The organism is Natrarchaeobaculum sulfurireducens (genome assembly GCF_003430825.1).
Classification (GTDB): Archaea; Halobacteriota; Halobacteria; order Halobacteriales; family Natrialbaceae; genus Natrarchaeobaculum; species Natrarchaeobaculum sulfurireducens.
The window spans coordinates 2,299,372-2,312,075 of the sequence record NZ_CP024047.1; the positions used below are offsets into that span (position 1 = coordinate 2,299,372).

The following is a 12,704-nucleotide window of genomic DNA, read 5'->3' on the forward strand; positions in this document are numbered from 1 at the left end:
TGCGACGTACACCCCTGTCCGATTCATACGGCGAGTTGCGAGGACCAACACGAAAAGGATTCCGTAACACTGTCACGATTAATATCCATTCTCGTGGCAAAAAGAGGATCTATCGCGAAAAGTTATATACCCGTGCTTTTAGAGACCAATGCATGGTACAACGTGAGACGTGGGCAACACGGACTGGCTTCATTCTCGCCGCCGTGGGAAGTGCAGTGGGGCTTGGAAACATCTGGCGGTTCCCGTTTGTAACGGGTGAAGGTGGAGGGGCGGCGTTCCTCTTCGTATATCTGTTGTTCGTCGCGTTGATCGGGTTTCCGGCCATTTTAGCCGAGTTCGTGATCGGCAGAAAGACCGATCGAAACCCTGTCGGTGCACTGGTCAAGTACGGTGGCAGCACCTGGAAGTACGTCGGAGGGATGTTCATCGTCACTGGCTTCGTCATCCTCTCGTTCTACAGCGTCGTCGCGGGCTGGTTCATCCGCTATTTCCTCGAGGGACTCCGTGGGAGCTACGCGAGCCGTGTCGAGGTCTACGGCGGGGACACCGCTGCGATGTTCGGTGAGCTGTCGACGGGCCTCGATGCGTTCGTCCTTCATACGCTGTTTATGATACTGACCGTCGGAATCGTCGCGCTCGGCATCCGACGCGGGATCGAACTCGCGGTCAAGGTGATGGTCCCGTCGTTGATCGTCCTGCTCGGCGGCCTCGCTATCTGGGCGTTCACCCTCCCAGGTGGGAGCGACGGGTACGCATATTATCTGTCACCGGAGTTTGACGTCATCGCCGCAAACTGGATGACGCTGCTTCCGGACGCGGCCGGACAGGCGTTTTTCACCCTCTCGCTCGGGATGGGCGTGATGATCACGTACGCATCGTACCTCGGTGAAGACCGGAACCTGGCAACCGACGGCATCACGATCATCGGCTTCGACACCGGGATCGCGTTCCTGACTGGGCTCGCAGTCTTCCCCATTTTCTTCGCTGCGGGGATCGAACCGGGCGAAGGCGGCGCAGGCGAGATTTTCGTCTCGATGACCGAAGCGTTCGCGACGATCTCGGGTGGCCACGTTCTCGGCATTCTGTTCTTCGGGACTGTCGTCATCGCGGCGCTGTCGAGTTCGATCTCGTTACTCGAGGTCGTCACGTCCTACGTGATCGACGAAAAGGGCGTCGAACGATGGAAAGCAGCCGCTGGGATGGGGGCGGTCATCTACTTACTCGGCGTGCCGGTCACCTACGATCTCGTGTTCCTCGACCTGCTCGATGGGTTCGCAGATGGCGTCTTGCTCGTCCTCGGTGCGTTCTTGATGATGATCCTCGTCGGCTGGATCGCACCACAGGCCGCCGTCGACGAACTCGAGAAAGGAATCGGTGATCTCGGGTCGATCGGACAGCTCTGGATCTGGGTGCTCCGCATTCCGATTCTCGTCGTGCTCGCTATCTCCCTGTATCTCGGCGTCGTCGGATACGTCGAGTTCCTCAGCACCGACTTCGCAGGGTGGCTCGGCGAGAACCTGTAGGCCACGACGAACGACTTTTTCGACGCGGTAAGGACGACAGCGCCACAACTACTACTGGAGCGACCACGTTTCGACCTCGATTCGGGCGGTAGCTACCTCGTCGCGGTCGCCGAGGGGCCGAACCGAGACGCTGTCGTCGCGTTAAGACTGCGAATCGAACGTGGTCACGTCGACCGGTGTCGTCGCCGTTCGTTCAGACACCTCGTCTCGCTCTGTTGTGACTCGAGTCCGAACGCCTCGTATGTGACGCGTGTCGACTCCCTGTTCGGGTCGTCTGTCGGGCACCCGCGGCCGATCACTCCTCGGGCCACAGCTCTTCGTACGAGTCGGGATCTGCACCCGGTGGTAACGTCGCCGTCTCGAGTCTGACGACGTCTTTGACGGCCTTCGGCCCGCCGATCTCTGGGCCGACGAACCGGGTGTCGAACCTCTCGAGCGTCGCGAGTGTCTCACCGTCACGAGCGAAGGCGAGCAGTCCCTCGAGCGCTCGAGTGATCGGCACGCAGACGCGATAGCCAACGTCGGATTCGACGAGAAGATGTGTTGTCTCCGGGGGCACGCTCGCATGCTCGAGGAGGGCCACGATCGGGACGCCCGCCCAGACAGCTGCGTAGCGGTCGCCGGAGGCGCAGACGATCTCGAACGTCCGCTCTCGAGTCGGAAGCGACGCCAGCGTCGATGCCCCGAGCGTCGTCGAACCGTCGGTGACGAGTTCGATCGGCTGGGTGAGCGATGGGGGTGCGGTCACGGTCGAGATGACGTTGGTCGAGCGCCGGCTAAAGTGCGACGACGGTTACGAGCCTGCGGGAATGGGCCAACGGTCGTGGGCCGCTCAAACGGAGCGATACGACCCCAGCCGTGTTCCATCGAGCAAGTATGCCTCACCCTCGGTCAGCCCTGCAGGGAGAAACGGCGAGAGAAACGACTGCTCGGGGAGGTTCACCCAGGTGCCGCCAACGAGGTCGTTGAACGCCGGGACGACGACGAGCCGCGGCGGCGTCCCGTCCTCGAGCCACGGGAGCTCCGCGTACTCCGGTCGCGATCGGAAGGGAGCCGGATCGAGCCGCCCGCGGAGCCAGACCCGTTCGACGCGGCTGCCGCCGACTTCGTCCTCGAGACGGACACAGGGGTGTTCGTGGCCGAAACAGAGGACGTCGCCTTCGAGGGCCGACGGTGCAGGCCAGGTGTGACCGTGACAGACGCCAACCCCATCGAGCGCACCACCCGACCCGGAGACGACCTCGACGGAGGGGAGGTCGGTCGAGGCGGCCCACTCGCCGTCGAGGAGCCAGGTCTCGATCCCGCCGTCGTGGTTGCCTTTGACCACGGTCACCGACAGCGACGTCGGAAGGGACTCGAACAGCACCTCGAGTTCGCCCCGTTCGGCCCCGCCTGGATCGCCGATCGAGTGCATGAGATCTCCGAGAACGACGAGCCGGGAAGCGTCGGTTCGCTCGAGCAAGTCGAGTAGTCGCTCGCGCCTGGCAGCCGCCTTGCTGGGGACGTCGACGCCGCGCTCGTCGCGCAGTCCGGCCTCGTAGCCCGCGTGGTAGTCGGCCACGAGCAACGCCCGGTCGCCCTCGATCGTCGCCGTCGCCGCGGGTTCACCGGGAACTGGCTCGAGGCGGACGGGTTGGGTGCCGTTGCGAACGGAATCCATCGCCGGCTCAGATCGCTTTCAGGGTGTCGTCGCCCGGCTCGTAACACTGGCCGCCCATCAACGCGTCCTGAATCGCGTCTTCGACGTCGGCCTCGGCCGCGCCGGTTTCCGCTGTAACTCGTTCGACGAGAGCCGTCCGGTCGGCGCCATCGCCGTCGTCGAGCACTCCCATCGTCTCGAGGACGTGGGCTTGCAGGTCGATCTCCCCGGTAGCGTCCGTCTCGGTGTCGGACTCGTCGCTCGCCGCGTCGGCATCGTCGGCCGACGCAGTGGGCTCGTCGCCCGACTCGGTGTCTTCGAGGTCGTCCTCCGAGTCTGCCTCGAGGGTCGACGTCGGCGCAGACTCGAGGTCGTCCCCGAGGGTCGACGCTGGCGGCTCGCCGATGTCGTCGCCAGCAGTCTCCGGTTCCGACTCGCCTTCGGGTGCTGGTTCGTCCGTCGACTCCGGCGTCTCGTCGGGGTCGGGGACGTCGATGTCAGCTTCGCCGGGCTCTTCGACCTCCGCTCCGGTCGTGAACTCAGCGCCGAACTCGGCCTCGAGTTGTTCGCGCTCTTCGTCGTCCATTTCGTACATCCCGCCGTCGCCGAAGTCGTCGGCGTCGACATCTGTGACGTCGTCTTCGGGTTCGTCGATGACGCTTTCGTCGGTTGAAACGTCCGCAACATCGTCGACTGCAACAGCGTCGTCGACCGTCGCGTCATCGTCCGAAGCGGCCGCTTCGTCCTCGTCTTCGGGTTCGAGCGTAACCGGCTCGTCAGCCGTTCCCGACTCGTCAGCGAGCGACGTCTCCGAGGCGTCTTCGACCGACGTCGTCGACTCGGCCTCGAGCGTTCCCGTGGGAGCGTCCGCGAGCGGCTCGTCGGATTCGGCATCGGCGTCGAGGGCAGCGTCGGACGACGTCTCGGCCGTCGACGTGTCAGAGGGGGTCGCGGAACCGGCTCGTGAGTCGACGTCACCGCCAGGGGTCGCGGCGACGGATGCCGCTGACTGGGGTTCTGGGTCCTGGTCCGGCGTCGCGACACTCTCCAGGTCGACGCTCGTGAGATCGGCAAGCGACGCGAACGAGGCCTCGTCTGCCGACAGTTGGTCGTCCGGCGCGATGTCGAGTCCACTCACCTGGTCGCGTTCGCCCGCGACGACGGCGACGGCCTCGAGCGCACAGTCCCGAAGTGCGGCGAGATACGACGGCGTCGTCCCGTAGTGGTCCTGTGCGAGCGGGATGCCGGTCGCGAGCGCGCGCTCGACGCCGGCATCCTCGAGGACGGCGGTCAGTGCCTCGCCACGTTCGTCGAGGGTGGCAGCCGCTGCGTAGATGCCGATGCGCTCTAGGGTCTGTTCGGCCGCGCTGACGACCCAGCGGTCCCGGGTGTCGGCGTCGACGGCCGAGATACTCTCGGGACGAACTGACGTGTACACGCGATCGGAGTCTTCGGGCTCGAACGTCCGTGCTTTGCCCGTCGCCGCGACGAATGCGGGCGGTGTGGTCTGTTCGAGGAAAGCGAGCGCATCCGGCTGATACTGACCGGCGTAGACGACGAACGCACCCGTCGGGTCGACGACGCGAGCACGAACCATCTCATCGTTTACGTCCGATATCTCGGTGAGCGTTCCGACCGCGAACAGACGGTTCATCCGGGCACCGGTCGGCGAGATGACGTAGTTCGGGGCACGCTCTTCGTCGCTTTCGGTGTAGGAGAGGGAGGCGTCGTCGTACTCCGCGGCGAACAGTCGGTAAGCGACCTCACGGCCGGGAATCTCTTCATCGTCAGTCGCGCTCATGCGTCCACCCCCTCGAGCCCAGCGAGGTCGTCGCCCTCGACGTCCTCGAGGAACGAGCGTGCCCGCACTTCGGGGTCGTCGTCGCTCTCGGTGAACGATTCGGCGTCGAGATTCGCGCCGTACTCGTCGACCGAGAGATGGCCACGGACGCGGTACTCGCGGCCGACGATACGGTCGCGGATCGTGTCGGCGACGACCTCCTGATCCATCGCTTCGCGAGCCTGCTCGAGGGCGTCCTCGAGGGTTCCGTCGTAGACCTCTTCGGTCAGCTCGTCGTCGAGGATGACGGTGACCGCACCGGTGCCATCGTCGAGGATCGCCTTCACACGGAGGTCGTCGATGCCGTCGACCGAGCCGTGAGTTCGACACTGCCCTTTCTGGATGACGCGGTAGCACTCGGGACAGCGCTGGATGAGCCCGGAGCCGTCACGGACGGCGATGGCGTTGCCGACCACTTCGACGTCGTAGATACCGCCGGTATCGACGGCCTCGTGGATGCTCATCGTCGTCACGTCGGCCCCGACGTCGACCGCACGGTCGACCGCCGACACCGCCGAGAACTCGGAGACGTTCACCTCGGGAACGCCCCGGAACTCCTGGACGTAGGCGTTCTCGATGCGGACGGTAGCGCCCTCCTCGAGTTCGGGTGCCGGCTCCCAGTTCGTAAAGGGGAGTCGACCGCTCTCGTCGCCGAAGACGCCGCTCAGAATCTCCGTCTCGCCGTCGCGACCGTCGATCGTCCGGCGTTCACACTCGAGGACGGCCACCTCGACGGTGACCGCGCGGTCGCCCGTCTGCAGGTCCGAAAGCGTCGCCTCGCCGCCGAGCTGGTCAGCGTACGCCTCGAGTAGTTCGGGCTCGCCGTCGTCGAGCGACAGCGACGTGCTCTCGCCGAGGTTGAGTTCGGGCTCGCCGTCCCACTCGCGAACCGAAGCGTTGCCCGCGGTGATCGCGTCTCCCGGCTCGAGGCCGAAGTCCTCCCAGGCGGTGTAATCGATGACGCCGGTCTCGTCGGCGAGTGTCCCTTCGACGATGACGTGATCGTCACCCTGGTAGCGGATCGATCGCTTGCCCGCGGTCAGGACGACGCCGCTTACCGTCACATTCCCGTCGTCGGGGGTGATCTCGGCGACGTCTCTGGCCGACGGAGCGCCGCCACCGCCGCTCGAGCCATCACCGTACTTCCGGCGGAGGCTGCCTTTGGCTTCGTCGATTGGAACGCTGTACTCTACTAGGTTCTGCAGGTCGGATTTGACCTCCTCTTTGTCGACACCGAGGTCGGAGGCGAGTTCCTCGGCATGATCGTCGAGTTCCATCACTGGCTTTTCGAGCGGGGGCTTAAAAAGCGTTCCCGGACCGTGGTGGAAGTGACTCGGCGAACGGCGATACGTACATCTGGTCGGCGACGAGACGACAGACATGGAACGACTCGGTGCGGCACTCGGTGGGCTCGCGTTCGTCGCGGCGATCTTCGGCGGCATCGTCGTACTCAGGGTCCTTACACGGGCGCTGTACGCAGTGATCTGGTTCGCCGAGACCGTTGCGACGTTCGCGTTTGCACTGTTGATCGGCTACGTCGTCTACCGAATCCTGCTCGGAACGAGTGACGATCCGCGTCGGACGCGATAGGTCGACTGCAGAGTCTTCTTTAGGACGCCGGACGCAGATGTCGATAATGCACGTCGTCGTCAACGCCGCAATGAGCGCGGACGGAAAACTCTCCTCGCGCCGTCGCGAGCAGATCACCATCAGTGGCGAGGCTGACTTCGCCCGCGTCGATCGCCTCCGGGCTGCTAGCGACGCAGTCGTCGTCGGCGTCGGCACCGTCCTCGCCGACGATCCACACCTTACGGTCAAAGACGACTCGCTGACGGCGGCGCGCCGTGAGCGCGGTGAGTCAGCCCACCCTGCCCGCGTCGTGATCGACTCGAGGGGCCGGACCCCGTTGGACGCCGCTATCGTCGACGACGCGGCGACGACCTACGTCTGTCTGAGCGAGCGCGCACCCGTCGACAAACGGATGGACCTCGCCGACCGCGCCGAACTCGTCACCGCTGGCGAGACGCGGGTCGACCTCCAACGTGCGTTCGCGGCCATACAACAGGCCGGACTCGAGCAGATCATGGTCGAAGGCGGCGGCGAACTCATCTTCTCGCTGTTCGAGGTCGGGCTGGTCGACGAACTACGCGTCTTCGTCGGCCCGACGGTGATCGGCGGCCGGGACGCCCCCACGCTGGCCGACGGCAACGGCTTCGTCTCGAACTTCCCGACGCTCTCGCTCGAGAGCGTCGAACGGCTCGGCGAGGGCGTGCTGTTGACCTGGAACGCCCAGTGACGACCGGATAAAAACCCGTCAAACATAACCGGCGGCGACACGTTCTACACGTATGGAACGCGCTACGTTCGGCGGCGGTTGTTTCTGGTGTGTCGAAGCCGCACTCAAGGAACTCGAGGGCGTCGAATCGGTCACCTCCGGCTACGCAGGAGGCCACACGGACGAGCCGACCTACCGGGAGGTCTGTTCGGGCCAGACCGGCCACGCAGAGGTCGTCCAGGTCGAGTACGATCCCGGCCAGATCGCCTACGAGGACCTCCTCGAGGTCTTTTTCACCATCCACGACCCAACGACGAAAGACCGCGAGGGCCCCGACGTCGGCTCGCAGTATCGCTCGGCGATCTACGCCCACGACGACGACCAGCTCGAGACCGCCCAGGCGTTCGCCGACGCACTCGAGAAAGAGGGACTCTACGACGGCATCGTGACCGAGATCGAGCCGCTCGAGACGTTCTACGAGGCCGAGGAGTCCCACCAGGATTACTTCGAGAAGAATCCGACCGACGCCTACTGCCGGATGCACGCCGCACCGAAAGTCGAAAAGGTCAGAGCGAAGTTCGCCTCGAAGCCGTCCGTCGACGACTGACAATCGGTTCGCACGGCTCAACAATCTTTTCTGCGTCGTGTAGCTCGAGTCCGCCGTTTATCTCCCGGCCCGCTATCGCCGCCCGCCGAGGAGAAAACTTACAATCGGCGACTGACCAGCCGGCACTGAATGACCGACGATATGACCGTCGCAGAGGTCCTCGAGCGGGTGCGAGAACGGCGTCGCCAGAAGCGGTGTCCGGACTGCAGTAACGTCGTCTCCATCCGTGGATTTCGTGGGGAGTACCGCTGGGAGTGTCGCGGCTGTGGGGCGATCGGCATCGGCTACCGGACTCGAGCCGGGGCGCTCGAGGCCGTCCAGCAGCGACGACGGAATCGACGCTGAGCATCGAGTTCGGCCGCCCATCGACGGTTTGGTGGGCGATTACCGAAGGGTTCCCGAGAGGACTTTCGCCGCGACGAGTACCGGATCCCACGTCGTGTTGAACGGCGGTGCGTAGGCCAGGTCGTAGTCCTCGAGGTCGAAGACGGTGGCTTCCTCCTCGAGGGCCCCGACGATCGCGTGGCTCCGATGGACTGCGCCCTCGCCGTACTCGCTGACGAGGCTCCCACCGAGGACGCGGCCGGTCTGACGGTCGGCGGTTAGCGTAACGGTGACGGTGCCGCCCTCCGGGTAGTAGCCGGCGCGGGAGTTCGCGTCGATCGTCTTCGTTACCGGGTCGAATCCGGCGGCGGTCGCCTCCTCGTGGTCGAGTATCCCGGTTCGAGCCGCTTCGACGTCGAACACCTTGATCGCCGCCGTACCCGCGACGCTGCCGCCTTCCGTCGGGGTTCCGGCGACGGTTTGCCCGACGGCCCGACCGTGGCGGTTCGCCGTTAGCGCCAACGGGACGTAGACTGGGTCACCCGTGACCGTGTGGGCTGCCTCCGCACAGTCGCCCGCGGCGTAGACGTCGGGGACGTTCGTCTCGCAGTACGCGTCTGTCGCAATCGCGCCCGTCTCCCCGAGATCGATCCCGGCGGCCTCGGCGAGCGCCGTCCGCGGCCGGACGCCGGTGCCGAGCAACACCATCTCGACGTCGATCCGGCCCTCGTCGGTGACGACTGCCTCGACGGCGTCGTCTCCTGTGAGTTCGAGTACGTCGGTTCCGAGGTGAACGAGCACGTCCTCCTCACGGAGGTGGTCGGCGACTGCCTCACTCGTCGCCTCACTGAACCCGTTCAACAGCCGGTCGCCACGCTGGAACACGTTCACCTCGAAGCCGTTCGCAGCGAGCGCCTCCGCCATCTCGAGGCCGACGTAACCGCCGCCGACGACGGCCACCGGGCCAACACAGTCCTCGAGATAGCGACACGCCGGGCCGCGGTCGGGCTGCTGAAACGACTCCCGAGTGCGGGCTCTCGCGACGTACTCGCGCAGTTCCTTTCCGTCGCTCATCGAGCCGAGGGTGTAGACGCCCTCGCGGTCGGTGCCATCGATCGACGGGACCACCGCCTCGGCACCGGTCGCGAGTAGCAGGTGGTCGTAGGACTGGACAATCGGCTCACCGCCGTCGAGCGGTTCGGCGGTCACCGTTTGCCCGTCGGGATCGATCGCGACGACCTCGTGGCCCGTCCGCAGGTCGATGTCCCGTTCCTCTCGGAACTCCTCGGGCGTCACCGAGACGAGCGCCTCGAGCGATTGGATCTCCCCTTTCACGTAGTAAGGGAGTCCGCAGGCACCGTAGGAGACCCACTCCCCTTTCTCGAAGACGACGACCTCGAGGTCCGGGTCGTCGCGTTTGGCCTTACTCGCCGCAGACATACCCGCCGCGTCACCGCCGACGACGACGAAGGGTTCCGTCATGGGTGTACCAACTATCGGCTCCACTGTAACTGTGGAGGTCGACCGCCCCGAATGGGGGGCGCGATCAGATCATTTATTCCGCTGGACGCTGATCTTCGGACGGCTCATGAAGAATCTCAGGACGGGACTGAGCTACGGAGACGTACTGCTCGTTCCGCAGCGGTCGCCTGTCGACAGCCGACGGGACGTCGACCTTTCGACGACGCTGACGCCAGGAATCGACCTCGAGACGCCACTCGTTTCGGCGGCGATGGACACCGTGACGGAAGCCGACCTCGCAACCGCGCTGGGGAACGCCGGTGGCATCGGCGTGATCCACCGGTTTCTCACGGTCGACGAACAGGCAAGCGAGGTAGCAAAGGTAGCCGACGCCGGCGTCCCGGTCGCCGCCGCCGTCGGGATCAACGAGAGCTACGTCGACCGTGCCGGGGCCGTCCTCGAGGCCGGAGCCGACGCCGTCGTCGTCGACGTCGCCCACGGCCACCTAGAGCGTACCCTCGAGGCCACCGAAACGCTTCGGTCGACGTATCCGGACGCCGACCTCGTCGTTGGGAACGTCGCGACGCCAGCGGGCGTCGAGGACCTCGCCGAGGCCGGCGCAGACTGCGTAAAAGTCGGGGTTGGACCGGGTTCACACTGTACCACCCGGAAGGTCGCCGGCGCGGGCGTCCCGCAGCTGACCGCCATCGACGACTGCGCCGACGTCGCTCGAGACCTCGGCATCACGATCATCGCCGACGGAGGCATCCGGACCTCCGGCGACGCCGTGAAGGCGCTGATGGCCGGCGCCGACGCGGTCATGCTCGGCAGTCTCTTCGCCGGCACCGAGGAGGCGCCGAGTGAGGTCGTCGAGATCGACGGCGTTCGGTACAAGCGCTCGCGCGGAATGGCGACGACCGCCGCCGCTGAGGACCGGTCGGACAAAGACGAAGCCGTCCGCGCGGACGAGGGCGTCGAGGGACTGACACCCTACAAGGGCCCCGCTGCCACCGTCGCAACGGAGTTCTGTGCAGGCATCAAATCCGGGCTCTCCTACTGCGGCGGGCTCACGATCTCCGATGCTCGAGCGAACGCCGAGTTCGTCCGCGTCGCTCCGAGCGCGAGAGAACGTGAGGGATCACACACGGACAACGAGTGGGAGACGATCAGCGTCGACAGCGTCGACTACGCTGCCGCGGGCGACGACGACTGACGTTCTCCCGACATCTCAACAGCCCCGACACCCCTGACGGCCGCAATCGCGTCCTCGAGACGGCACCGAATTCGATCACGTCCCCGGAACGCCCGCGGCGTCGAAGGTCGTGACACCGGCGGTCGCGAGGACGTACAACACCACGACAACGGCGAGCCACGCGACCAGCGTGATCCCGGCGGCGTCGATCCATCCGCCCGGATACCGACGCTTGATGAGTGCCAGGTACGCGAGCAGGACGATCGCCGGGCCGAGCAGTGGAATCCATCCGACGAAGAAGCCGACAACGCTCCAGACGATCGCACCGAAGAGGGCCGTCCAGACCGCATACGTGTAGTCACTTATGTCGGCGACGACCCTGGCACCGAAATGGATTCCGAGGGCACCGATCAGCAGGCTGACGACGAACACGACGAAGCTATCGATCATACCTACTCGTTACGAGTCGACGACCAAGTCAGTACCCACCGACTGAATCCGCCAACCGCGGTCGACCGTCGGGATCGCCACCCGACGCTCAGACGATCACGATCTCGAGTACAGGCTTCGGAACGCTGGTTCTCCGATCCGCGCTATAACTCCTGGCTCGTCTTTGCCCAGATACTCATCGCGCGACTCTTCGCGCGTTCGATCCGAACCCGAAACCGCCGCTCGTCGTTCAGATCGATCGTAATCCGTTCGACGTCGGCGATGTAGCGGGCTTTCCGATGGCTCCCCTGACGGACGCCGACGGTCTCGTTGACCAGCGAGGCGTCAGTCAACTGATCGAGCTTTCGATATGTCGTCGACAGGGGGAGCCCGGTCACCTCGGCGACCTCGTCGACGGTCTTCGGTTCCTCGAGCACCGCGACGATCTTCCGGCAGCCGTCGTCGTCCAGGGCGCCGACGACCGTCTCGATGTCCGGCCCTTCTCCTGCCGACGAGAACTCGAGGGACATAGGCGTACGAATACGTTAGGGTCGAAGCCTCAAGACAGGTTTGGTCACTGTACTGATCTGTCGGGAACGGTCCGTCGCCGTTCGCCCGAGGGTGCTCCTTCGAGGACGAGTACCTACATGTACGACCGGACCGAGAGGTCGTCTATGAGCGACGACACGCCGTCCGACTCGACCCTCGAGCGGACCCCAGGTCGCGGTCGTACCCCCGAAGCACAGCGCATCGAACCGTCGGCACCCGAAGAGTTCGGCCTCGTCCAGATCTGGTGGGGCGACGGCAAGGGGAAGACGACTGCGACGTTCGGAATGGGACTGCGCGCGGCCGGCCACGGCTACCGCGTCCACGTCCTCCAGTTCATGAAAGGCGGTGCCTCGAGCGTCGAGGCCGTCCGTGGAGAGTACAACGCCATCGAGGCGCTGCCGGGGATGAGCTACGAGAACCTCGGCCACTACGGCTGGCACGGGATGGCCGACGGGAGCGACGAGGCCGACCACGAGGCCGAAGCCCAGGCCGGCCTCGAGCGCGCCCACGAACTGCTCGAGGCGGCGGCCGACGCCGATCTCGGCGCACCGATCGACCTCGACGCACCGCCCGAAGACGGAATGCACATGCTGATCGTAGACGAAGTGCTCTACGCCGCAGATCGCGACCTGATCAGTCAGGACGACGTCATCGGTCTTATCGACGCCAAACCCGACGATCTCGAGTTGATCCTCTCCGGCAGTCACGCGGAGCCGACGTATCTCGAGGACCGAGCCGACCTGATCACGAACGTCCGCAAGGTGAAACACCCGATGGAGGACGGCCAGCGCGCACGACGCGGGACGGAGTACTGACCAGCGACCTGCCGTTCCCGTGAGCGGGCTGCCAGCATCGTTATTACCGA

Annotated in this window: 14 protein-coding genes; 7 read left to right on the forward strand and 7 right to left on the reverse strand. The window is 65.3% G+C overall.

Translation table 11 applies throughout. The annotated features are described in order from the left end of the window. The first annotated feature begins 152 nt into the window (after window positions 1-152). Complete coding sequence (locus tag AArc1_RS12465; protein ID WP_117364677.1) at window positions 153-1,523, forward strand: sodium-dependent transporter; 1,371 nt, start codon at window positions 153-155, stop codon at window positions 1,521-1,523. 295 nt (window positions 1,524-1,818) lie between these two features. On the opposite strand, the gene AArc1_RS12470 is transcribed toward AArc1_RS12465, so the two are convergent. The 4 genes from AArc1_RS12470 to AArc1_RS12485 all read right to left on the reverse strand — a co-directional run bounded on the left by AArc1_RS12470 (window position 1,819) and on the right by AArc1_RS12485 (window position 6,279). Further along, window positions 1,819-2,271: a molybdopterin-dependent oxidoreductase gene (locus tag AArc1_RS12470; RefSeq protein WP_117364678.1), complete on the reverse strand. Its 453-nt coding sequence runs from the start codon at window positions 2,269-2,271 to the stop codon at window positions 1,819-1,821. An 84-nt stretch (window positions 2,272-2,355) separates the two neighbouring features. Then, window positions 2,356-3,183: a metallophosphoesterase gene (locus tag AArc1_RS12475; protein ID WP_117364679.1), complete on the reverse strand. Its 828-nt coding sequence runs from the start codon at window positions 3,181-3,183 to the stop codon at window positions 2,356-2,358. 7 nt (window positions 3,184-3,190) lie between these two features. Beyond that, entirely contained in the window at window positions 3,191-4,963 is a 1,773-nt protein-coding gene (locus AArc1_RS12480; protein ID WP_117364680.1) for an RPA family protein, read from the reverse strand. Beyond that, complete coding sequence (locus tag AArc1_RS12485; protein WP_117364681.1) at window positions 4,960-6,279, reverse strand: Single-stranded DNA binding protein; 1,320 nt, start codon at window positions 6,277-6,279, stop codon at window positions 4,960-4,962. The genes AArc1_RS12480 and AArc1_RS12485 overlap by 4 nt, the downstream gene beginning before the upstream one ends. A 103-nt stretch (window positions 6,280-6,382) precedes the next feature. Between AArc1_RS12485 and AArc1_RS12490 the strand changes: the two genes are divergently transcribed. The 4 genes from AArc1_RS12490 (at window position 6,383) to AArc1_RS12505 (ending at window position 8,229) form a co-directional block, all read left to right on the forward strand. Next, entirely contained in the window at window positions 6,383-6,592 is a 210-nt protein-coding gene (locus AArc1_RS12490) for a hypothetical protein (protein WP_117364682.1), read from the forward strand. 46 nt (window positions 6,593-6,638) lie between these two features. Further along, entirely contained in the window at window positions 6,639-7,298 is a 660-nt protein-coding gene (locus AArc1_RS12495) for a 2,5-diamino-6-(ribosylamino)-4(3H)-pyrimidinone 5'-phosphate reductase (RefSeq protein ID WP_117364683.1), read from the forward strand. Window positions 7,299-7,350: 52 nt separating this feature from the next. After that, window positions 7,351-7,884 (forward strand): peptide-methionine (S)-S-oxide reductase MsrA, encoded by a 534-nt coding sequence (gene msrA / locus AArc1_RS12500; protein ID WP_117364684.1) that lies wholly within the window; start codon window positions 7,351-7,353, stop codon window positions 7,882-7,884. 129 nt (window positions 7,885-8,013) lie between these two features. Continuing rightward, window positions 8,014-8,229: a hypothetical protein gene (locus AArc1_RS12505; RefSeq protein ID WP_117364685.1), complete on the forward strand. Its 216-nt coding sequence runs from the start codon at window positions 8,014-8,016 to the stop codon at window positions 8,227-8,229. A 39-nt stretch (window positions 8,230-8,268) separates the two neighbouring features. Here the strand turns inward: AArc1_RS12505 and AArc1_RS12510 are convergent, their stop codons facing one another. Further along, the gene (locus tag AArc1_RS12510; protein WP_117364686.1) at window positions 8,269-9,690 is read right to left on the reverse strand and encodes an FAD-dependent oxidoreductase; all 1,422 of its coding nucleotides are present in this window, start codon (window positions 9,688-9,690) and stop codon (window positions 8,269-8,271) included. A gap of 106 nt (window positions 9,691-9,796) precedes the next feature. Here AArc1_RS12510 and AArc1_RS12515 point away from each other — a divergent pair, with 106 nt between their 5' ends. Then, window positions 9,797-10,882 (forward strand): guanosine monophosphate reductase, encoded by a 1,086-nt coding sequence (locus tag AArc1_RS12515; protein ID WP_117364687.1) that lies wholly within the window; start codon window positions 9,797-9,799, stop codon window positions 10,880-10,882. Between the two features lie 75 nt (window positions 10,883-10,957). On the opposite strand, the gene AArc1_RS12520 is transcribed toward AArc1_RS12515, so the two are convergent. Then, a complete protein-coding gene (locus AArc1_RS12520) occupies window positions 10,958-11,311 on the reverse strand; it encodes a hypothetical protein (RefSeq protein WP_117364688.1) in 354 nt (117 codons plus the stop codon). Between the two features lie 143 nt (window positions 11,312-11,454). Next, window positions 11,455-11,820: a helix-turn-helix domain-containing protein gene (locus tag AArc1_RS12525; RefSeq protein WP_117364689.1), complete on the reverse strand. Its 366-nt coding sequence runs from the start codon at window positions 11,818-11,820 to the stop codon at window positions 11,455-11,457. A gap of 144 nt (window positions 11,821-11,964) precedes the next feature. On the opposite strand from AArc1_RS12525, the gene AArc1_RS12530 reads away from it, so the two are divergent. Next, on the forward strand, window positions 11,965-12,654 hold the full coding sequence (locus AArc1_RS12530; protein WP_117365887.1) for a cob(I)yrinic acid a,c-diamide adenosyltransferase: 690 nt from the start codon (window positions 11,965-11,967) through the stop codon (window positions 12,652-12,654). Window positions 12,655-12,704: the final 50 nt, after the last annotated feature.